Origin of the sequence: Pseudoalteromonas sp. RB2-MNA-CIBAN-0110, assembly GCF_040309305.1 — a bacterium.
Lineage (GTDB): Bacteria > Pseudomonadota > Gammaproteobacteria > Enterobacterales > Alteromonadaceae > Pseudoalteromonas > Pseudoalteromonas arctica.
Genome location: NZ_JBEOOQ010000001.1, coordinates 105,681 through 126,429 on the forward strand (window position 1 = coordinate 105,681; position 20,749 = coordinate 126,429).

Sequence of the window (20,749 nt, forward strand, 5' to 3'; positions counted from 1 at the left end):
ATGAATACACACCTAATTAATAACCAGTGGCATGCAGGGCAAGGTCCAGCATTTGAGTCAATCAATCCAAGTAATGGCGATGTGGTATGGCAAGGTAATGGCGCAAACGCCCAGCAAGTAGATTCAGCTATAAAAGCAGCCAGAGCAGCACAGGTACAATGGGCAGATAAGCCGCTTGAAGAGCGTATAGCCATTTTAGAAAACTTCGCAGCTCAATTAAAAGAACACAGTGAAGAATTTGCGACCATAATTGCACGCGAAACAGGTAAGCCATTATGGGAAACCCGTACCGAAGTGGGCGCAATGACAGGCAAAGTAGCTATTTCAGTTAAAGCGTACCATGAACGTACCGGTACAACCGAAAACCCAATGCCAGGTGCAAAAGCGTTTATTAGACACAAACCGCATGGCGTTGTGGCTATTTTTGGCCCGTATAACTTTCCGGGGCATTTACCAAACGGGCATATTGTTCCTGCAATTTTAGCAGGCAACACCGTAGTATTTAAGCCATCAGAACTAACACCGCACGTTGCAGAATTCACCCTCTCACTTTGGTTAAAAGCGGGCTTACCAGCGGGTGTTATTAACCTTGTCCAAGGTGAAATTGAAACAGGCAAAGCGCTTGCTTCTCATAAAGATATAGATGGATTGTTTTTTACCGGTAGCTCAAACACAGGTCACTTACTACATAAGCAATTTGCAGGACACCCTGGCAAAATTTTAGCACTTGAAATGGGCGGTAATAATCCTCTTATTGTAAAAGACGTGAGTGATGTAAGCGCTGCTGTGCACGATATTATTCAATCAGGCTTTATTACCTCAGGTCAGCGCTGTACGTGTGCACGCCGCTTATTTATTGAAAAATCGCTCAATGGCGATGCTATTTTAGAAAAGCTAATAAGCGCGACTAAAAACATAGTTGTAGACGACAGTTTTGCTACAGAGCAGCCTTTTATGGGTGCAATGATAAGCGAAAAAGCAGCACTGGGTATGGTCGCTGCGCAAAGTGAATTAGTGTCAAAAGGCGCGCAAATCCTTGTTGAACTTAAGCAATTAAAATCAGGCACCGGTTTTGTAAGCCCAGGTATTATTGATGTAACAAACATTACCGACATGCCAGATGAAGAGCATTTTGGACCGCTTATTAAAGTGTATCGTTACAACGACTTTGACAGCGCAATTATTGAAGCTAACAACACAAGCTTTGGCTTATCTGCAGGTTTACTTAGCGACAGTGAAGATGATTACACTCACTTCTTAAAGCGCATTCGTGCAGGTATTGTTAACTGGAACCGCCCTATTACGGGTGCCTCTAGCGCGGCTCCATTTGGCGGCATAGGCGCCAGTGGTAATCACAGAGCAAGTGCCTATTATGCCGCCGATTATTGTGCATACCCTGTGGCATCTGTTGAGTCAGACAAAGTGAGCTTACCGCAAACCCTAGCGCCAGGCTTGGTAATTGAATAAGCAATAAAACCAAAATTTTAGATTTAAGGATTTAACATGCATACTGATGTAAACACATTATTTGAGAGCCTTTGGAAAAACTACTTAAACGTAACACCATCGGCAGACAAAATTCATGACCTTTTAGGGTCAACGCAAAAAGATGACATTATTAACGATCATATTGCGCTGCGTACGTTTAATATTGAAAAAGTGGGTCTTGAAAAGCTCGCTGCTCACTTTTTAGCTATTGGTTACAAAGAATGTGGTGAGTACCATTTTGAAGCTAAAAAACTCTATGCAAAGCACTACGAGCATAGCGATCCTAACCAGCCAAAAGTGTTTATTTCTGAGCTATTAGTTGAAAAATGCTCGCCTGAGTTACAAGCCATCGTAACCGACATGGTTGACAAAATTGATGAAAGCGCAGTAACAGCTGATAACTTTTTGTATTCAGGCACGCATTGGCAAGTAAGCACCGATACTTATAAGCAGCTGCTAGCTGAAAGCGAATATGCAGCGTGGATGTCGGCGTGGGGTTACCGCGCCAATCACTTTACCGTAAATATTAATACGCTTGCTAAGTTTGATAACATTCATGATGTTAACCAAGCCCTAAAAGACGCCGGCTTTTCGCTTAATACGTCAGGCGGTGAAGTTAAAGGCTCACCAGAGGTGTTACTAGAGCAATCGTCAACACTTGCTGATGAATACTCTGTTACCTTTAGTGACGGTGATATGAGCATCCCTAGCTGTTTTTATGAGTTTGCTATTCGTTACCCTAAAGCCGACGGTGAGCTTTATACTGGTTTCGTTGCAGCCTCAGCTGACAAAATATTTGAAAGCACCAATGCTCGATAGCAAAACCTAAAGTACTTTATTTAAAAAGCCCGTTATGGGCTTTTTTTATGTCGGTAGGTTATGTTGATTAATTATAAAAATAACGGTTTATAATCGTTTTCTAACTTTTCAAACGATAAATCGCCAATAAAGCGGCCAAAGCTCAACCAAGTTGCCAAACCGCGTAAGTCTTTAAAGTGTGGAGGCACAAATTGTGGGCTCTCTATTACACCTAAATCATGAAGCTGCGAAATTAATCTAAAGTCATCTATTGATATTTTACCTACCAGTAATAAAGGTAGTCTATCTATTCGACCAAGCTGTATTGCAACGCGTATTAAGTTATAAACCAATACAAAGCCTTTAATGTAAGCAATATCTTTTGTAAAAGGCAAACCTGTTGGCGTACTGCCTCTAAATACACGCTGCGCGAGTGTGTAACTGTCATCTTTTGATAAACCTTGCGCTACATAGTCACGGTAAATATCTACAAATTCAGCACCGTCAATTACCTTTGTAACCGCTTGAATACGGTTAACTAATTTAGATAAGCGCCTTGGGGTCGATTTTAAAGTAATAATTTCGGTTAATACCGCTAGGCCTTCTTGGGTAATAGTAGAGCTAGGCGTGCCTTTACTCAAACATGTTAAATACGGCTGTGCTAAACCATTTTGAGTGGTACCTACGTGTATCCACCCTTCGTGAACTTCTAAAATATCAAGTTCACGCTGAGAAAACTTAACATCTTGATTAAGCTTTATATTATTAGCACCTGCGGCTGCATCACTGACAATACCATCGCTAAGCATTACCTCTACGTTTATGCCTGCCATACTGGCATTTACTTGCTCAGACAAAATACGCACAGCATCAACAGCATCAATATTTTTAGGGTCGTCAGGCAGTATGTCGGCTATAAGTAAATTTTGCAGCGGTTTATCTAGCATATTAGCTAGCTCAGAAAGTGAGGGCTCACCAGCATGGAATAAATCTTTAGGGTGTCCAAATAACTCCACTGATAAGTCATGAAACTCTGGCGTTCCACGATATTCAAGCATACTTAATACCGTTTTATACTCGGTGCACATTTTTCCCATATATTGAGCAATCGGATTTAACTGTCCCAATTGGTTAATAATGTTACGGTGCAAAGTAGAAAATGCTTGGCGCAGCTCGCTAGGTACAAAACCAAGGTCGCGCTGTTGATAATATGCACGATCGATGAGTGGGTTTTTTTGACATTTCTGTCTAAAAAACTCCTCTTTAGTTTGTTTATCCCAATTAATAGCATCGAGTATCCTAATTGGAGTTTGCAATGCAATTAATTGATCCGATAACTCACGAGTTTTTAGTAGTAACGCCTTGTCTATCATGCTCTAAGCTCAACAATAAATGAGCTTTGAGCATAATTTAAAAAAGCGAAATTACAAAGCAATATCACACTTTTTTAGCTATTGTTTTTAAGATGATCGACCCTCATATCTGTATCGTATGAGTTACTAAACGAAGGGCATAAAACATGAAAAACGAAATCGACAATAAACAGATTTTAGCCGTATATGAACGTATAATTCAAAAAGGTGAAATGACTGATGAAGGCAAGCATTATCAAGGTGTTACTGCTTATTCAGACGTAGATGGCTACACAGTATACCTACAAGGTAGCGGCGTTGAACTGCGCTTTGGTTTTCATAATACTTACCACCTTGACTACGAACATGAAAAGCATAAAGACGACTTTTTGAAAAAATTATATAACATTGCAAACGAGAGCTAATGCACCCACGAAAACGCAGACACCGCCCTACCAGTAAGCTCAATACTACTTTTATAAACCAAGTAGTAGAAGAGCTTAGAGCTGATCCAAGCAAAGTCTCAATTATTCAAGAAAATTTAGAACAGTACCGTGCTCAAACTCATTTAAAGCGTGGTTTTTTACTGGCTATAGAGCGCTTTGATTGGGTTTTTGAAGCAAGCAAAGATATAGACTTTATTTGCCAGCAAATTTTAGCTGATGACTATATTGGCAATAGACTAAGACGTTACCCCCTACTTTTTAAAGGCGTTATTAATAATGCCTGACCTTTCAAAACCAAGCGCTTTAAAACGATAAAACCACAAAGTTTACTCTCTATATAAATTTTTTAGAGCACTAAGCAATTGCAGGTTTAGTGCGCTTTTGTATTAAATTAATACTATTAGTACTCTAACTATTACTGCACTAATGATTATTGACCATTTTATTCATTTATTGCTGTAAACAAATCATTACTATTATTTAATTTCAAAATAAAATTCACAAGCCTTTGTTTTAAATAAAATAAAACAAAGTAAAACCTTATCTCCTTTATCGCATTAGTTGCGCTTTTATTAATGATTAATCTACATTTTGGCATCTAGATATTTACTTCAGCCTTGAATTGTTAGAGCTATTACCTTAAGCTTATGTTTATTGAACGTTCAATTAATAAAAATCATGCCTAAAGTCGGAATGGAACCTGTCAGACGTCAGCAGCTAATTGACGCGACTATAGAGTCAGTTGCAACTAATGGACTACAAGGCACAACTATAAACAGCATTAGTAAAAATGCCGGTTTATCGTCTGGCATTATTAGTCATTATTTTGGTGGTAAGCAGGGGTTAATTGAAGCCACTGTTAGATACTTACTAACAAGCTTAAAACAAGGCTTGATAAGTAAAGTAAATAACCAAACGAATGCCATTGAACGTTTAATGATTATTATCGAAGCCAACTTTGCGCTTGTACAACAGCGTAATGATACAACCCGAACGTGGTTAAGTTTTTGGGCGCAATCGATGCATGATGAAGAATTACACAGACTACAAAACGTAAACAGTAAACGCTTGCAAAGTAATTTAGCATTTTCTTTTAAGCAATTAATGCCTATTGAGCAAGCAAAGCAAGCTGCAGAACTTAGCGCCGCAATGATCGATGGCCTATGGTTAAGAGCAGTACTGAGTAAATCAGACAATAATCAGTTTAAACACAGTGAAAAGTTAGCAAAAAGCTACGTACTTTCACTTATCAAGCAATATGGAGCCTAGCGTGACTACACCTGTCTATCAAAATTTTATTAACGGCCATTTTCTTGCAAACCAGAACGGCAAAACATTTGATGTAACAAACCCAGCAACGGGCGAGGTTATTTACGCAGTAGAAATTGCCGACGAATTTATTCAAAACGCAGCCATTGCCAGTGCAAAGCAAGGTTTTGCTCAGTGGTCAGCAATGACACCCATTGAACGTAGCCGCATTTTATTAAAAGCAGTGGCTATTTTACGCGAGCGCAACGATGAGCTGGCACTTGTAGAAGTACTTGACACCGGTAAACCAATGCAAGAAGCAAATTGTGTTGATATTGAAACCGGCGCTGATGTAATTGAATACTTTGCAGGCCTTGCGCCAGCACAAGTAGGCCAACAACAAATGGTTGGTGATGACTTTTACTACACACGTAAAGAGCCATTAGGTATTTGTGCGGGTATTGGTGCATGGAACTACCCACTACAAATTGCGTGTTGGAAGTCGGGCCCTGCCCTTGCAGCTGGTAATGCATTTATATTCAAACCATCTGAAGAAACACCACTTGGCGCACTTAAACTTGCAGAAGTCTTTGTTGAAGCTGGCGTACCTGCAGGTGTGTTTAATGTTGTTCAAGGCGCGGGCGATGTAGGCCAGTGGCTAACGCAGCATAGCGATATTGATAAAGTATCATTTACGGGTGAAGTAGGCACAGGTAAAAAAGTAGTAGCAAGTGCTGCCGGTACTTTAAAAGATGTCACGATGGAACTTGGTGGTAAATCTCCACTATTAGTATTTGATGATGCCAACATTGAGCAAGCGGTTAGCGCTGCTATGTTAGGTAACTTTTATACGCAAGGCGAAATTTGTACTAACTGTACACGTATTTACGTTCATAAAAATGTATATCAGCAGTTTATTGATGAGCTTAAAGCGCGCACTGAGAAAAACATTATTGCTGGCGACCCACAAGATTTAAATACTAACTTTGGCGCACTTATTTCTAAAAAGCACCAAGAACTAGTAATGAGCTACGTTAATAAAGGCATCGAAGAAGGTGCAACGCTATTAACCGGTGGTACAACGCTTTCACCTAAATCTGCACCTAATGGCTATTTTGTAGCACCGACTGTGTTTATTGATTGTAATGACGATATGACTATCGTTAAAGAAGAAATATTTGGCCCTGTAATGAGCGTGCTTGTTTTTGACGACGAAGACGATGTTATTGCACGCGCTAACGGGACTCACCTAGGCTTAGCTGCAGGCGTATTTACTAGCGATATTAAACGTGCGCACCGCGTGATTCATAAGTTACAAGCCGGTATCTGTTGGATTAATGCATACGGTAACTCACCTGCTGAAATGCCGGTTGGCGGTTATAAGCAATCGGGTATTGGCCGTGAAAATGGTATACAAACTCTTGATCAATACACGCAAACTAAGTCTATTTATGTTGGTATGGCCGACATAGAAAGCCCATTTTAAGGCGCCCTACTATGAGTAATCATTACGACTATATTATTGTTGGCGCGGGTTCGGCTGGTTGTGTTTTAGCAAACCGTTTATCTGAAGATTCAAGCAACCGCGTGTTACTACTTGAAACTGGCGGTAGCGATAAAAGTATTTTTATAAAAATGCCAACCGCGTTATCTATTCCTATGAATAGTGACAAATACGCATGGCAGTTTCATACGCAACCTGAGCCTCATTTAGATAACCGTGAAATGCATTGTCCTCGAGGCAAAGTATTAGGCGGCTCGTCATCTATTAATGGCATGGTATACGTACGTGGCCACGCAAAAGATTTTGACGAATGGCAGCAACACGGTGCAAACGGCTGGGATTACCAATCGTGTTTACCGTATTTTCAAAAAGCAGAAAGCTTTTACCTTGGTGAAAATACTTACCGTGGTGGCAAAGGCCCGCTTGGCGTTAATAACGGCAACGAAATGAAAAACCCGCTTTACCGTACCTTTATCAAAGCAGGTGTACAAGCCGGTTACGCCTCAACAGATGATTATAATGCGTCGCAGCAAGAGGGTTTTGGCCCAATGCACATGACCGTAAAAGACGGCGTGCGCAGCTCTGCTTCTCGTGAGTACTTAGACCCTGTTAAATCGCGTAGTAATTTAACAATTATTACCGGTGCACTAGCACAACGCGTGATTTTAGATGGCAAAAAAGCCACTGGCATTGAATACAAAGTAAATGGCGACGTTAAAACTGCACATGCTGCAAAAGACGTTGTACTAAGTGCAGGGCCAATTGGCTCTCCACATATTTTACAACTCTCTGGGATTGGTGATACTCAAGTGCTTGAAAAAGCAGGCGTTGAAGTACAGCATCATCTACCAGGTGTTGGTCAAAACTTACAAGATCATCTTGAGTTTTACTTTCAATACAAGTGTAAGCAACCTATCACGCTTAACGGCAAACTAGGCATTGTTTCAAAAGGGTTGATTGGTGCGCGCTGGTTATTAACGCGTTCGGGTTTAGGTGCAACGAATCATTTTGAATCGTGTGCGTTTATTCGCTCAAAGCCCGGTGTTGAATGGCCAGATATTCAGTATCACTTTTTACCGGCGGCTATGCGTTACGATGGTAGAAGTGCATTTGCAGGTCATGGTTTTCAGGTACATGTTGGTCATAACAAACCAAAAAGTCGCGGTAGTGTGACTATTGCTTCTGCGAATCCTGAGCAACCACCAACCATTTTATTTAATTACCTTGAACACCAAGACGATATTGAAGGCTTTAGAGCGTGCGTTCGCTTAACACGCGACATAATCGAACAAAGTGCCTTTGATGAATACCGCGATGAAGAAATTCAACCTGGTAAACATATTCAAACAGATGAAGAAATAGATGCCTTTGTACGCCAAGCCGTAGAAAGTGCCTACCACCCTTCTTGCTCATGCAAAATGGGTGAAGATGATATGGCCGTTGTTAACTCAAATACGCAAGTACATGGTATTGAAGGACTACGTGTTGTTGACTCATCTATATTCCCAACTGTTCCTAACGGAAACTTGAATGCGCCTACTATTATGGTTGCCGAAAAAGCAGCTGACATAATTTTAGGTAAAGACCCATTACAGAAATCGGATGTGAATGTTGCCATAACAACAAACTGGCAAGAAACACAACGTAGTACGGAGATCTAACTTTAGCCACATGCTTAGGTTTAGTCTCGTCGGGCTAAACCAATGCGTGCCTTGCAGTGGCACACGATGTAAATAGGTTACGTTGTGTTAATGCGAGAATAAAACAATAAAATACGGAGTGCTTATGAATTATTTTTATTCATTACTGGAGGGTAACAATGACTATTTGGCTTAATGCAGGGATCATTTTTACCTTACTTGCCATTATCACTATTTTAATTAAATGGGGTAATGTTCGCGTAGTAGGTGTAACACCAGTTCGAACCTTTACGTTTATAGCAATACTATTTACTTCTGGCCTAGATGTTGGCCTTATCATGTTTCCTTTAACTGAGTTTGCAGGTTATGCAGACATAAAAGCAAGCCCAGAATACGCGTTTGCAAATCCACTGGCTATTGAGTTTGGCTACTGGGGATTTTTGATCTGGGGATTTTACTTTCTTACGTGCTTTTATTTCTGTGTAATAGAACCTAAAGTGAAATTTTTCGAAATTCCTTGGGTTAAATTTATCAATAACGTTGTAATTATTGGTACATGTGCATTTACCGCTTATTTGCTGCTTACAAACCTACCGTGGTATTTACCCGAACTAGGTGATGGAACAAGTATAGTTTCTGAGTTTTACTTGATTGTGTTTGCGGCTATCTGTTTTGCTGTGTACTCAAGTACTGATATTAAATATGTACGTATTTTAAGTATTTCTACTACCTGGTTATTTTTAGCTTTAATCGCCTTTATGTGGGCTGGCGCATTTGTGATTGGTGATAGTCAAATGTCAGCATTTACAGATAACTTAGGCTCTATTGGTACTTACTTTGCGAACATTAATGAATTTGTTTTACCGCTTAATGATTACCATGAGTTCTACTTATTCTGGTGGTTTGCGTGGAGCATAATGATTGGTCAATTTACATCACGCTTTGTTGGTGGACTTAAAACATACCAAGTATTAGGTGCTATGTTGATTTTCCCTTCTATTCCTATTGCGATTTGGTTTAGCGTACTTTATCACTACCATGAAGCGGGTATTCCAACTCAAGGCATTAAAAACTTTGCAATGGTATTTGTAGGTATTGTATTTGTAATTAACTCACTCGATTCGTTAGTGCGTTTATATACAGATAACCTAAACTTTACCGTAAAGCGTTTTGGCAAAATGAAATACATGATCGGAAATGTTGTCGCTTTATCGTTACTTACACTATTGTTTAAATTAGAATTTTTACAAATTCAGTGGGTAGGCGCATTGGTTATTGGATTGTTCTTTATCTGTGCTGGTTTTATCGGATACAGCAAGTTTAAAACAGTTACAAACATAGACAGCTCACCAAAAGCAAACGAAATTGATTACACAAAAATAGACACAGTACACTAGGGATTAATAATGAATAACAAACTAAAACAACTTGTAGTAGCACTACCATTTGCAGTTTTATCAACAACCGCAGCTGCTGATTGGTCAACAACAATCACTGCAGCGTCTGACTACACTTTTAATGGTGTAACACAAACTGATAGCGATCCTGCAATTCAAGGCAGCTTAGACTATGCCTTTGATAGCGGTGTTTACGCCGGTGCATGGGCTTCAAACGTAGATTTTGGTGACGACACTGATTTTGAACTTGATGCTTACGTAGGTAAATATGTACAACTTGATGAGCAATTTAGCGTTGATTACGGTATCGCTTATTACACTTATCAAGGTAATAACAGCGATGGTAACTACGCTGAAGCTTACACTAAATTTGGTTATGCAAGTGAATACGGCCAAACTGAGCTTAACTTTTGGTACAGCTGGGATTACTTTGGTTACGATACAGGCCACGTTATTTCGATGATCGCTCACACTTATGAGCTAGCTCCTAATCATGCACTACGTGCAAGCTTTGATATTTCAAACTCACTTGATGGTGATAAGTTTGAGTGGGATCAAGCTAAGGGAGACAAATCGTATTATCACTACCGTCTAGCATATCAAACAAGCTACGAAGGTTTTGGTATTGAAGTAGCTGCTGAAAACACAAGCTTAGATTACGATTATGCTGATGAGCGTATTGTACTTGCTGTTTCACGCACATTTGATCTTTAATACAATAATTACTGATTAAACAAAAAATGCCACTCTACTTAGAGTGGCATTTTTATTTGTAAACTAACTAACTAACTAACTAACTAACTAACTAACTAACTAACTAACTAACTAACTAACAATATCCCAAGCACTTGTACCCGATGCTGAAAGGTTACTGGTGTTATTGCGTAATACTTTATTACCTACATTAGCTGATGACTCAGGTCGACTTACTAAATAACCCTGAACAGAACTCACACCCATTTTTTTAACAAGTTCAAACTGCCCTATTTCTTCAACGCCTTCAGCTACAATTTTAAGGCCAAGCTTTTGTCCAAGCTCACTAATTGTATTTAATATATCATTATATTTTTGGCTTTTATTAGCTTGAGCTATAAACGAGCGATCAATTTTAATAACATCTATTGGTAAATCCGCTAATGTACTTAAAGAACTAAAACCTGTACCAAAGTCATCAATAGCAATAGTGATACCCTCTTCTCTTAGCCTACTTAGCTCTTTAATAATTCTTGGACTGGCTTTAATGAATGTTGATTCTGTAATTTCAAGCATTAAAGACGTAGCGGGTAAACCGGTTTTTTTGAGCTTCTTCATTATCCAATCATAAATGTCACGGTGCTTTAATTGAATGCCCGAAACATTTACTGATATTTTTACTTTACGCATACCTGCATTGTGCCATGCAGCCATTTGCCTACATGATTCAAGCATAATCCAATCGCCAAGTTCTAATATTAAATTAGACTCCTCTGCTATTGGAATAAATTCTGAAGGGGGGATCATGCCCTCAACTGGGTGGTCCCATCGGGTAAGTGCTTCAAAATAATCAATCATACAATCTTCAACATGCACAATTGGCTGAAAAGATAAGTAAAAATCTTTACACGCGACTGCTAAACGCAGCTCTTCAAGTAAATAATGGTAACGGCGCATTTTGTTACCCATTTCTGGCGAGTAAACTTTAAATATTCCCTTACCATCACTTTTAGCTCTATACATAGCTACATCGGCTAATTGTAAAAGCGCTTGAGGCGTTGATGCACTTTCTGGGTAAGCCGCAATACCAATACTGGCACTAATTTTTACTATTTTATTGCCAAGCACAAAGTCTTTTTCAAGCTCACTTAGCACATGCTTAGCAATTTCAACGACTCTGTCGCTATCATCAAGTAATTCTATAAAAATGGAGAACTCATCCCCTCCTAACCTTGATAAGTTTTGCTCTAATTGGTTAGCACTATTTATGTTACTTAATTTATGGTGGCGTAATACATTCGCAAGTCGGCTAGCAACTTGAACTAATATTTCATCACCAAAACTGTGACCAAACGAGTCGTTTACTTGTTTAAAGCCATCAAGGTCTATAAACAGGAGCGCACACTTGAGATCTTCTTGATTAGCATGATTAATTTGTCTGTCGATATGTTCAATATATGCATGACGGTCAATTAATAACGTCAGTTTATCTTGGCATATACTGGTTTGAGTTTGTTTTACATAATTAGCCACATGCGTATTTAAACTATTTATTGATTGGCTTAAGCTGCTTACACCCAAAGGGTTCTCTGCCGATTTTACTTGCAAATTAAATGCAGTGAGTAAGCTATTGGCTTGAAGATTAAGCTCCGCTATTTGATTTTTATAATGACGCTTTCTACGCTCTCTGCGTAAGTACAGGCCAGAACCAAATATTAAGATACATAAAAGTAAAAAATTAATAGGTGATGCAAGTGTCATTATAATTAACTTACTTGAATCAGCAGCTACAAACTGGGTGTCAGTGGTTTTAATAAGCAAAAAGTCAGCAGTGGGCTGCTCAATTATATAGTGGCCATTTAAGATCGGATTATACCAAGGAGCCATATCAAGAGTGGTATTCGTTATTTCGAAATTTCGTATATCAATACTGGTACTAAATAAATTTATACGATTAATCTGATTCGTTAACTCTATGTTTATGCAAAAACAAAATAGAATTATGATTAGGAAAATAAAACCGAGCGGCTTAAGTTTACTCATAAAAAAAATCCATCTACTTTGCTTCTCCTATCAAACCTATTACCAAAAACGGATTATATCGCTTGCATTTAGTACTACGCAAGCATTGATATAATCCTAAGCCATTAGAATAACAAAAAATTGTAACAATAACGGATTAACTAATTATATTTGATATATAGTATAGGTGGGATTAACAAAAATAAACAAAAAGGTTCTAATTGTTTAAAATTTAATACATACCGTCAATAAGCTCTATAATTTTTTCTTCAGCGTCTATAAACTTATCCAATCCACCACCGGTGCGATAAGATGCTTGTGCTATTTTTTCATTCGTTTCAACGTCTTTAATCCAAATATTTGCGTATGCCATATAGAGCGCGATATCCCAACGCCAATTTGCTACGTAGTAAGCCACTGCATTACATCCTGTCGTATCTGCACCTGGTAATTCGGTCTGGTAGTCTTGGTGTTTCAATACATAATTGGCTGGAATTACCCGAGTTTCAACATCATGCTTTGCAAAACCTTTTTTCATTGCATCTATAACACCAGCTTTAACAGCCTTATGTTCAGCAATACATACTGTTTTAGGTATGTTTGTTTCAAATCGAGTAATGTCTTGCTTTGCAGCACAACCGGCCAAGGTGGCAACCATTGCTGCTGCAACTGTTATTTTTAACGTATTCATATTTATTCCTTTTTTATTTTTAATATTTAAAGCTGCCATGCATAGCTAACTTTTGTAAAAAATGTACGCTGATCTCGCTCAATATTTTTAAGAGAATCGTCTTGGTAACCTCTATCTGAGTAACCCAAATAAAACAGTGTTTGCGCATTAATTTTATATGAGTAAACAAGCTGGCTGCCATAGTCTTTATTAATTTGACTAACTTGGTAAAAGTAGGCGTTTTCGTCTCTATCAATGTCTTCAAATTGTAAAATTAATTTAAGAATTGAACGCATGCTAAATTTATAATGAAGTCTAAAATCGACCAAGTTAGCAGTAAAAACCCGCTTCCCTTGCGGGTTATCTAATTGACTGTAGTTATGCTTTACATCGAGCTGCCAGTGGTCGTTAATATCCCATATAACTTGTGTTTGAGCGTTAAACACATCACCAAGCTGTTCATTTGTATAGTCAATACGGCTTGCATATTCGGTATATAAGGTGAGCTTTAAATCTTTAGTCGGTTTGAACCCTGTGTAAATATAACCAATATTTTGATTGTAAAAATTGCCATTAAAGTTTTCATAACGGTGCACTAAACCAATTTCAAAAATAGATTGTTTTTGGCCTTTAAAGCTTAAAAAGCCTTCGTATTCTTCTTCAAGTAAGTCGCCGTTTTGCGCCCACGTTTTATCCCAGTCAGCTTCGTATGACCATGAGGTAAGTAAATCAGATTCATCTCTGTACCATGTTTGTCCGCCACCAAAGCCTACTTTTTCATAATCAACTTTAGCTTGATAACCTAAATCGGTGCGGTAGTCCTGCCCAATATTTTCATAAGATGCAAATAATTTGTAATCACGTTTATCGCGGGTAAGTTCCAGGGCATATGCTTCATCTGACTGAGTTTCAGATAAGTTATAATTTTGAATTAAAAATTCAGAGTTACGTGTATCAGCAGATGATACTTGATACAAAAGAGTATCCGATTGATTAAACCAGTAGCTACCATCCACTGATAATACAGTGTTGTGATAGTCATCACTTTCTCTGTGCGTGCTTGAAAGGCCAATAGTACCCTGCTGACCTAGGTCATATTGATAACGCCCTGCGGCCGCATTCGTTTTTTCGTTTAAGCTTGCAAAGCCAGAGCCCTGATTCGTTGGCAGTAAAATATTACTATTGTCGTCATCAGCGAGCATTAACGCATAACTATGATCACCCGTTTTACCCGTTAATTTTGCACCTAAAGTAGGCTCTGCAATTGTACGTGTATATAAAAGCTCAAATAAGCTGCTTTTAAAGTAAGAAGCTCCATCTAAAAAGAAAGGACGTTTTTCAGCATAATAAATAGAAAAGGTTGTATTTACATCGAGCTCTAAAGAGTCTGTTTCTACTTGCGAAAAATCTGGGTTGATAGTCGCATTTAAAACAGCGTCCTTGGTTAAACCCCAGCGCAAATCTAAGCCCACTTCGGTATCTATATCGCCATTATCCCAGTTACCCGGTAATTCAGATTTATTATCGTTACGAAGTGCTGTCAATGTAGGTGTTAATTGAATATTTTTACTCGATTCAATATCGCTAAAACCCACTAACTTATCAAACTGACAAAGGCTACATTTTATATTTCTATCAAATCCCATATTTGATAGCTGATATAAAACATCACGTTGGTAGTTTCTCATTACTGAAAAACCCCACGTTAGCTCTTTTTTATTTTCAGGAAAGCGCAGTGCCTTAAAAGGAATACGCATTTCAACAACGTAACCTTTCTCGTTAATTTGTCCCGCGCTATCCCAAATAGCATTCCATGAGGTATCTGAGCTCCATCCATCAGTATCGGTCATTCTTATATCGCCTTGTGCACCAAGGGGATTCACATGAAATTCATAACCACTGCGTTCATCATTAAATGTATCAATAACAAGAATGACTACGTCGTCTTCCCATAGCGTATCGCGGTCACGAAGTGATGCACGAATTTGTTCAGGGTTTGGATCCTCTGCAATGAAGGCAACATATAAGTTTGTGCCATCTTCGTAAATAAAGGCATCAGTTTTTACAGGAGGTGTGCCTTTTTCGTTAGGCTCATCTTGGTAGAGTAGAGGTATACGTGTCGCATTTTGCCAGTGCGCTTCATCCATAACACCATCAATAGTGATATTTGAATCAATACGAGATAAGGATACTTGCTGTTTACTAGCCGCTACATCAAGGCTTGAGAGTAATAAAACGAAACTTAAAAATAGGAAGGTAAATTTTTTTATTATAGTTATAAAGTACTGCATAAACATCCATTTAGACTGTAATTACTCATAGGGAGTAACTTAAGCTGGGGATTGTAATTTATCCAGGTACATTTGTTAATACTTTGAAATAAAAAATTAACTATTTAATGATAAAGGAGTAACTAATTGTTACGTATTATGTTTCGAGTAGTTTAAGTTTATCGTCTATGCCATTCCATACATCAGCGTCCTCTGGTGCAGGTTTAACCTCTGTAATGCGCGGCCAGACCAGTGCAAGTTCAGCATTCAATTCAGTAAACTCTTTTTGAGATTCTGGTAATTCATCTTCTTGGTATATAGCATCAGCTGAACACTCAGGGACACATAAACCACAATCGATACAATCAATCGGGCTAATTGCTAAAAAATTAGGGCCTTCAAAAAATGCATCTGCTGGGCACACTGATACGCAATCGGTGTACTTACATTTTATACAATTTTCGGTGACTACAAACGCCATACTATTTTAATACCTAAGATTTTAAACAACAGTTGTGGATCATACCCATCCACTCCAAAAATACAATAAATAAGTGCCATATCACCCTATTTTAACGTAAAATACGCGCCTTATGTTTGCACACCCGTTGTGCCCTGCATCCCCTTATTGTGAGCGGTAATAATACCCCGCTATGACACCTAAAAGAGATATAAATGATACGTTTAACCGAAATAAAGCTGCCACTTGATCATGACGAAGATGCAATTGGTCAAGCAATTGTAAATAAACTAAAAATCCAACCAGAACAATTGCACAGTTTTAATGTGTTTAAGCGTGGTTATGATGCACGTAAAAAATCAGCTATTTTACTGATTTATACACTCGATATAGAAGTTGATAACGAAGCCGAGCTACTCGCGGCATTTGAAAAAGACCAACATGTAAAAGTAGCGCCAGACACAAACTATAAATTTGTAGCCCAAGCCAGCGAAAATATAACAGAGCGCCCTGTTGTGATTGGTTTTGGCCCTTGTGGTTTATTTGCAGGCTTATTACTTGCTCAAATGGGCTTTAACCCCATTATATTAGAGCGCGGTAAAGAGGTACGTGAACGTACAAAAGACACGTTTGGCTTTTGGCGTAAACGCACACTTAATACCGAATCAAATGTACAATTTGGTGAAGGTGGCGCAGGTACATTCTCAGACGGTAAGTTATATAGCCAAGTAAAGGATCCAAAACATTACGGTCGTAAAGTCATTACTGAATTTGTAGAAGCAGGCGCACCCGATGAAATTTTATACGTAAGTAAGCCACACATTGGTACGTTTAAACTTGTCACCATGATTGAAAAAATGCGCGCTCGTATAATAGAACTAGGCGGCGAAATTCGCTTTAGCACACGTGTTGACGATATTCATTTAGACGACGGGCAAGTAACAGGTTTAACGCTTTCAAATGGCGAGCAACTAAACACTCGCCATGTTGTATTAGCCGTTGGTCACAGCGCACGTGACACGTTTGATATGATCCACAAAAAAGGGATTTATGTTGAAGCAAAGCCATTCTCAGTCGGTTTTAGAATCGAACATAAACAATCAATGATCGATGAATGTCGTTTTGGTACAAATGCAGGAAACCCAATTTTAGGCTCTGCCGATTATAAACTTGTTCATCATTGCGACAATGGCCGCACAGTTTACAGCTTTTGTATGTGCCCAGGCGGCACAGTAGTCGCTGCAACCTCTGAAAAGGGCCGCGTTGTTACCAACGGTATGAGCCAATATTCACGAAGTGAGCGCAACGCTAACAGCGCTATTGTGGTAGGCATATCACCAGAGCAAGATTTCCCAGGTAATCCACTTGCTGGAATAGACTTACAACGTAAACTTGAAGAGCAAGCGTATGAGCTTGGTGGTAGCAACTACGATGCACCAGCCCAGTTAATTGGCGACTTTTTGAAAGGTAAATCATCAGAAAACTTAGGTGAAGTACAACCCTCTTACACACCCGGTATTAAGTTAACTGACTTGAGTAAAGTGTTACCACAATTTGCTATTGATGCCCTTCGCGAAGCGATACCAGCGTTTAATAAACAAATTCGTGGCTTTTCAACTAACGACGGTTTACTAACCGGCGTTGAAACACGTACTTCGTCGCCTATTAGTATTAAGCGTGATAAAACATTCCAAAGTATTAACACCAAAGGGCTTTACCCTGCAGGTGAAGGCGCAGGCTACGCTGGCGGTATTTTATCAGCGGGTATTGATGGTATTAAAGCGGCTGAAGCGGTCGCACTGTCTATGTTAGAAAACGCTTAAACCTCTTTTTTAAGCTGTTTATCGAAAAGCCTCACTTTGTGAGGCTTTTTTGTGCTAAATGTATAGAAAATAATAACACCTTAAGCACCTCAATAATGATCAAAACATTTACCTTTTCGTTGCTTAGTGTATTGGCAATTTTTAACGCTAAAGCACAAGAACTAAAAACCATCGATGAAATTCACAGTGCATATAAAAATAATTCTATTAATGCACAGCAACTCACCCAAAATTATATAGACCGAATTAATAAACTTAATCCACACTATAATGCGGTTATTAGTTTAGAGCCTACAGCGATTGCTCAAGCTAAAACGTTAGATGAACTTGCCGTCAAAGGAACTTGGGCTGGGCCATTACATGGAATACCTGTACTTCTTAAAGATAATATAGAAACTAAAGGCACACTTCCCACAACGGCTGGCTCTTTAGCACTTAAAAATAACGTTACTGATAATGATGCTTTTGTTGTTAAACAACTGCGTAATGCGGGCGCTATAATTTTAGGCAAAGCTAATTTAAGTGAATGGGCAAATTTTCGTTCATCCTATTCATCTTCAGGCTGGAGTGCCGTAGGCGGACAAACACATAATGCGCACGATGTAACACGTAATCCATGTGGTTCTAGCGCAGGTTCTGCTGTTGCGGTAGCACTTAACTTTGCGCCTATAGCATTAGGGACTGAAACAGACGGTTCAATTACGTGCCCTGCCTCAGTAAATGGAGTTTATGCAATAAAACCGAGTATGGGCCAAGTATCACGCTCAGGTGTTGTGCCTCTTTCAAGTAGCCAAGATTCAGTAGGGCCGATGGCGCATTCACTTAAAGATTCGCTACTGGTTTTATCTGTTTTGCAAGGTGAGGACTCTCTTGATACGACAACTACAGGGTTTGAATTAAAAACAGGTAATCTAAAATCAAAATCATCACTTATTATTGGTGCGCTACCTAGCGATAAATTTACAATTGAAACGCAGCGCCTTTATGCCAAGCAGTTACAAGCATTAAAACAGGCTGGGCATACTGTTATTAATGTAGATATTACTGATAACTTAGATACGCTATTTGCTGATGAATACTATATTTTACTCTACGACTTTAAAGCCGAAATTAATCACTACCTCGCAAGCACTCCAACACAAGTGGCTGTTAAAAGCCTAAAAGCACTTATTAATTTTAATATTCAAAATAAAAAAACAGAAATGCCCCACTTTGAGCAAGATATCCTTGTTCAATCGCAGGCTATTGATTTAACTAACAAACAAAAATATCAGGAGACTAAAGAACGCTATCGCACTTTAGCAACGACAGCCATTGTTAATGTATATAAAAACAACAAGCTTGATATTGTTATAGCGCCTACAGTATCCCCCGCCTGGAAAACTGACTTAGTTAATGGTGATAATTTTAATGGAAGTAGTAGTTCGTTATCTGCTATTGCTGGCACAACGCACATAACCCTACCAGTCGGAAAAGTAAGTGGTTTACCGGTTGGTTTGTCCATAATAGCAAATAAAGAGGACGAGCAAGCGGCTTATTTATACGCAAATATTATTGATGAGGTGTTATCACCAGGCACAAAAAAACCTAAGTAAACTCAGGTTTTTTTAAACTAAACGGCGTTAACTATGACTTTTTAAGTGACAGTTTTTCGCCTTTTAAGCTTTTACGAACGCTTGAAATACGTGAGCGATTTACTGCTCTCGCTTCACCGGTTGCTTGTCCTGATAACTTGTTAGAACGTGTACGGCGTAAATGCGCTGGTTTTTTACCAATTTTATCAATTAGTACTTCACGGTTACTTACTTCATAACCTTCTAAATATACACGTTTGATTTTTTGGCCGATTAGCGTTTCAATTTCAAACAAAGTGTTTTCTTCTTCGCGGCTAACAAATGAGATTGCTTGGCCTTGGCGACCAGCACGACCTGTACGGCCAATACGGTGAACGTAATCTTCTGCAAGCCATGGTAAATCAATATTAATTACACGAGGTAAACCATCAATATCAATACCACGAGCAGCCACTTCTGTAGCCACTAATACGCGTACCTTGCCTTCTTTAAATTCACGTAAAGCACGACGACGGTTACCTTGAGATTTATCACCGTGGCAAACGCCTGCCGGAATACCATCAAGGTTAAGCTCTTTAACAAGCTCATCAGCTGTTTCTTTCATGTTTACGAAGACAAGCACTTGTTGCCAGTTTTTCTTACCAATCAATTCAGAAAGTAGCTCTTGCTTACGACGTTCTTCAACTGGGTAAACAACATGCTCAACGGTGCTTGCTGTACTGTTAGTTTGATCAACACGCACTATTTCAGCTTGTTTCAATACTTTAGATGCAAATTGTTTAATTGCTGCAGGGAATGTAGCAGAGAAAAGTAAAATCTGGCGCTCTTCTGCACAGCTTTTAATAACGTTTTGCATATCTTCAATAAAGCCCATATCAAGCATACGGTCAGCTTCGTCAAGAACAAGGTGCTTAACACTTGCAAGGCTTAAGTTACCTAAACGAATATGATCAAATAAACGACCTGGCGTTGCAACAACAATATCTACACCTTCTTTTAAAGCATTTGCTTGGCCGGCAGTGCTAACACCACCAAATAAGCTAACGACTTTAAGCGATGTATGCTTTGCAAAATCTCTAAAATTATTTGCAATTTGTTCTGCAAGTTCACGCGTTGGAGCAAGTACTAATGCATGAGGTGCATTAGTTGTGCTGAGTTCAGACTCAACCAATTTTTGGATGATAGGTAAAGCAAACGCGGCAGTTTTGCCGGTACCAGTTTGTGCACTGGCTAAAACGTCTTTACCTTTACGAACAGCAGGAATTGCTGCGCGCTGAATGGGCGTAAGGGTGTGATAGTTAAGTTCGTCCAACGCCTGGATGATTTCAGGAGCGAAACTAAAAGATTTAAAATTCATGCTGTAT

General features: G+C 38.9%; 17 protein-coding genes. 11 read left to right on the forward strand and 6 right to left on the reverse strand.

Going from position 1 to position 20,749, the window contains the following annotated elements:
• Complete coding sequence (astD, locus tag AAEY68_RS00440) at positions 1–1,467, forward strand: succinylglutamate-semialdehyde dehydrogenase (protein ID WP_350585328.1); 1,467 nt, start codon at positions 1–3, stop codon at positions 1,465–1,467.
• A 36-nt stretch (positions 1,468–1,503) separates the two neighbouring features.
• On the forward strand, positions 1,504–2,307 hold the full coding sequence (locus AAEY68_RS00445) for a DUF1338 domain-containing protein (RefSeq protein ID WP_007580767.1): 804 nt from the start codon (positions 1,504–1,506) through the stop codon (positions 2,305–2,307).
• Between the two features lie 71 nt (positions 2,308–2,378).
• Here AAEY68_RS00445 and AAEY68_RS00450 read toward each other — a convergent pair whose 3' ends face one another.
• Positions 2,379–3,659: a flavohemoglobin expression-modulating QEGLA motif protein gene (locus AAEY68_RS00450; RefSeq protein ID WP_008169642.1), complete on the reverse strand. Its 1,281-nt coding sequence runs from the start codon at positions 3,657–3,659 to the stop codon at positions 2,379–2,381.
• A gap of 146 nt (positions 3,660–3,805) precedes the next feature.
• Between AAEY68_RS00450 and AAEY68_RS00455 the strand changes: the two genes are divergently transcribed.
• The 7 genes from AAEY68_RS00455 (at position 3,806) to AAEY68_RS00485 (ending at position 10,587) form a co-directional block, all read left to right on the forward strand.
• Complete coding sequence (locus tag AAEY68_RS00455) at positions 3,806–4,063, forward strand: DUF3081 domain-containing protein (RefSeq protein WP_002958616.1); 258 nt, start codon at positions 3,806–3,808, stop codon at positions 4,061–4,063.
• A complete protein-coding gene (locus AAEY68_RS00460) occupies positions 4,063–4,368 on the forward strand; it encodes a hypothetical protein (protein ID WP_165725464.1) in 306 nt (101 codons plus the stop codon). The genes AAEY68_RS00455 and AAEY68_RS00460 overlap by 1 nt, the downstream gene beginning before the upstream one ends.
• A gap of 409 nt (positions 4,369–4,777) precedes the next feature.
• Positions 4,778–5,353 (forward strand): transcriptional regulator BetI, encoded by a 576-nt coding sequence (gene betI, locus AAEY68_RS00465; RefSeq protein WP_010553010.1) that lies wholly within the window; start codon positions 4,778–4,780, stop codon positions 5,351–5,353.
• A gap of 1 nt (position 5,354) precedes the next feature.
• Positions 5,355–6,818: a betaine-aldehyde dehydrogenase gene (gene betB / locus AAEY68_RS00470; protein WP_024591762.1), complete on the forward strand. Its 1,464-nt coding sequence runs from the start codon at positions 5,355–5,357 to the stop codon at positions 6,816–6,818.
• A gap of 11 nt (positions 6,819–6,829) precedes the next feature.
• Positions 6,830–8,497 carry a choline dehydrogenase gene (gene betA, locus AAEY68_RS00475; protein WP_350585329.1) on the forward strand — a complete coding sequence of 556 codons (1,668 nt, stop codon included), beginning with the start codon at positions 6,830–6,832 and terminating at the stop codon, positions 8,495–8,497.
• Positions 8,498–8,655: 158 nt separating this feature from the next.
• Positions 8,656–9,873, forward strand: coding sequence for a BCCT family transporter (locus tag AAEY68_RS00480; protein WP_024592192.1), 1,218 nt, complete (start codon positions 8,656–8,658; stop codon positions 9,871–9,873).
• Positions 9,874–9,882: 9 nt separating this feature from the next.
• On the forward strand, positions 9,883–10,587 hold the full coding sequence (locus AAEY68_RS00485; RefSeq protein WP_007580783.1) for a TorF family putative porin: 705 nt from the start codon (positions 9,883–9,885) through the stop codon (positions 10,585–10,587).
• 111 nt (positions 10,588–10,698) lie between these two features.
• Here the strand turns inward: AAEY68_RS00485 and AAEY68_RS00490 are convergent, their stop codons facing one another.
• From AAEY68_RS00490 to fdxA, 4 genes are all read right to left on the reverse strand, one after another.
• The gene (locus tag AAEY68_RS00490) at positions 10,699–12,453 is read right to left on the reverse strand and encodes a putative bifunctional diguanylate cyclase/phosphodiesterase (protein ID WP_425595331.1); all 1,755 of its coding nucleotides are present in this window, start codon (positions 12,451–12,453) and stop codon (positions 10,699–10,701) included.
• A gap of 367 nt (positions 12,454–12,820) precedes the next feature.
• Positions 12,821–13,279, reverse strand: coding sequence for an Sbal_3080 family lipoprotein (locus AAEY68_RS00495; RefSeq protein WP_007580787.1), 459 nt, complete (start codon positions 13,277–13,279; stop codon positions 12,821–12,823).
• Between the two features lie 26 nt (positions 13,280–13,305).
• Positions 13,306–15,549, reverse strand: coding sequence for a carbohydrate binding family 9 domain-containing protein (locus tag AAEY68_RS00500; protein WP_350585330.1), 2,244 nt, complete (start codon positions 15,547–15,549; stop codon positions 13,306–13,308).
• Between the two features lie 136 nt (positions 15,550–15,685).
• Positions 15,686–16,009, reverse strand: coding sequence for a ferredoxin FdxA (gene fdxA, locus AAEY68_RS00505; protein WP_002958626.1), 324 nt, complete (start codon positions 16,007–16,009; stop codon positions 15,686–15,688).
• A 194-nt stretch (positions 16,010–16,203) separates the two neighbouring features.
• On the opposite strand from fdxA, the gene AAEY68_RS00510 reads away from it, so the two are divergent.
• Together AAEY68_RS00510 and AAEY68_RS00515 are read left to right on the forward strand one after the other, a co-directional pair.
• Positions 16,204–17,811, forward strand: a complete 1,608-nt coding sequence (locus AAEY68_RS00510; RefSeq protein WP_024593013.1) for an NAD(P)/FAD-dependent oxidoreductase — start codon at positions 16,204–16,206, stop codon at positions 17,809–17,811.
• 95 nt (positions 17,812–17,906) lie between these two features.
• Complete coding sequence (locus AAEY68_RS00515) at positions 17,907–19,406, forward strand: amidase family protein (protein ID WP_350585331.1); 1,500 nt, start codon at positions 17,907–17,909, stop codon at positions 19,404–19,406.
• A 31-nt stretch (positions 19,407–19,437) separates the two neighbouring features.
• On the opposite strand, the gene AAEY68_RS00520 is transcribed toward AAEY68_RS00515, so the two are convergent.
• The gene (locus tag AAEY68_RS00520; RefSeq protein ID WP_002958629.1) at positions 19,438–20,742 is read right to left on the reverse strand and encodes a DEAD/DEAH box helicase; all 1,305 of its coding nucleotides are present in this window, start codon (positions 20,740–20,742) and stop codon (positions 19,438–19,440) included.
• Between the last annotated feature and the right edge of the window lie 7 nt (positions 20,743–20,749).